Origin of the sequence: Spongiivirga sp. MCCC 1A20706 (assembly GCF_046524175.1) — a bacterium.
In the GTDB taxonomy this organism is placed as follows: Bacteria; Bacteroidota; Bacteroidia; order Flavobacteriales; family Flavobacteriaceae; genus Spongiivirga.
In genome coordinates this window covers 1-1,826 of record NZ_JBEFZF010000018.1, presented here as the reverse complement: position 1 = coordinate 1,826, position 1,826 = coordinate 1, and the positions used below count along the sequence as shown (strand labels likewise).

Here is a 1,826-nt window from a genome sequence, read left to right as displayed (position 1 = left end):
AAAGGTTAATGTACCAGTAGTATCAGCATAGTCCGCTGGTTGAGTGGCTGTACCATCTGCAGTGGCATAATCTACTGTAAAACCACCTTGTACATCACCTGTCAAGGTAACCGTAAAAGTCACAGTACCTGCCGCCTCGTTAACCGTAACATCTGCTATTACAATACCAGCACTATCATTATCGGTAATGGTAACCTCTCCTTGAGCATCACTAATCGTTACTAAACCATTGGTGATATTAGTCAAATTGGCAAGAACTGTTTCTGAAGATTCCAAAATGCCATCATCGATTATTGGGATCGTAAATGTTTCTGTTTCCGTATCAGTTCCTGCAAAGGTGAGTGTTCCACCAGCAGTCGTATAATCTCCCGGTTGAACAGCAGTTCCATTTGCAGTTAAGTAATCTACGCTAAAACCGCCTTGTACATCACCAGTCAAAGTCACTGTTAAAGTAGCGGTTCCGGCTGCTTCGTTAACGGTTATATCATTAATTGCAATGCTCGCCGCATCATTATCGGTTATTGTTCCTTCTCCCTGTCCATCACTTATTGTTACCAGACCACTACTTAAACTACTTAAGTTAGCGAAGAAACTCTCTATAGTTTCAACCAAATTATCATCAATGATTGGAACGGTAAAGGTTTGCGTCTCTGTATCAGTACCAGTAAAGGTTAATGTCCCTGTTGATGTAGTATAATCACCAGGTTGTATCGCACTATTATCTGCAGTTGCATAATCTACCGTAAAGCCGCCTTGTACATCGCCAGTTAAGGTTACTGTAAAGGTTGCTGTACCTGCTGCTTCAGTTACTGTTACATCATTGATTGCTATGCTTGCTGCATCATTATCGGTTATTGTTCCAGTCCCTACCGCAGTATTAATTGTAACTAACGTATTCGTTATATTACTTAAGGTAATAGTGTAATTTTCGCTAGTTTCTACCAGCGTATCATCTACAATAGATACTGTAATTTGTTGAACTTCACCATCAGTTCCCGTAAATGATAACGTCCCATTTGCTAAACTAAAATCATCAGGATCTATAGCTGTACCGTTAGCTCCTGCAAAATCAACATCAAACCCGCCTTGCACATCACCAGTTAAGGTTACATCAAAAGTTGCTGTACCGGCATTTTCATTTACAGTGACATCATTAATATTTACTTGAGCGTTATCATTATCAGTAATAGTAATTGTTCCCGTTGGTGATGGATTGCCTACTAGAGCATTACTTATATTGGATAGGGTTACAGTAAGATCTTCTGAACTTTCTACTAAGGCATCATCTATAATTGGAATACTTATAGCTTGTACCTCAGTGTCGTTACCTATAAAAGTTAAGGTTCCATTTGTAGTAGCAGTATAATCTCCAGGCGACACAGCGGTGTTATTAGCGGTATCAAATCGAACAGTAAAACCGCCTTGTACATCGCCCGTTAAAGTCACATTGAGTACTGCATTCCCAACTGCTTCATTTACCGTGATGGAATTAATAGCAATACTAGCCGCATCGTTATCAGTAATAGTGCCCTCTCCTTGAGCATCACTAATGGTTACTAAGCCATTACTCAAACTACTTAAGTTAGCGAAGAAGCTCTCTGTAGCCTCTACTAAACTATCATCAATGATCGGAACAGTAAAAGTCTGTGTCTCTGTATCAGTACCAGTAAACGTTAATGTTCCTGTTGATGTAGTGTAATCTCCGGGTTGTATAGCACTGTTGTCTGCAGTTGCATAATCTACCGTAAAACCGCCTTGTACATCGCCCGTTAAAGTAACAGTAAAGGTTGCTGTCCCTGCTGCTTCAGCTACAGTCACATCATTGA

At 40.1% G+C, this 1,826-nt stretch carries 1 protein-coding gene; it reads right to left on the bottom strand.

Annotated elements, in window-relative coordinates; genetic code table 11:
• The coding region (locus ABN763_RS18965; RefSeq protein WP_410487077.1) for a Calx-beta domain-containing protein at positions 1–1,826 on the bottom strand (1,826 nt) is incomplete at both ends.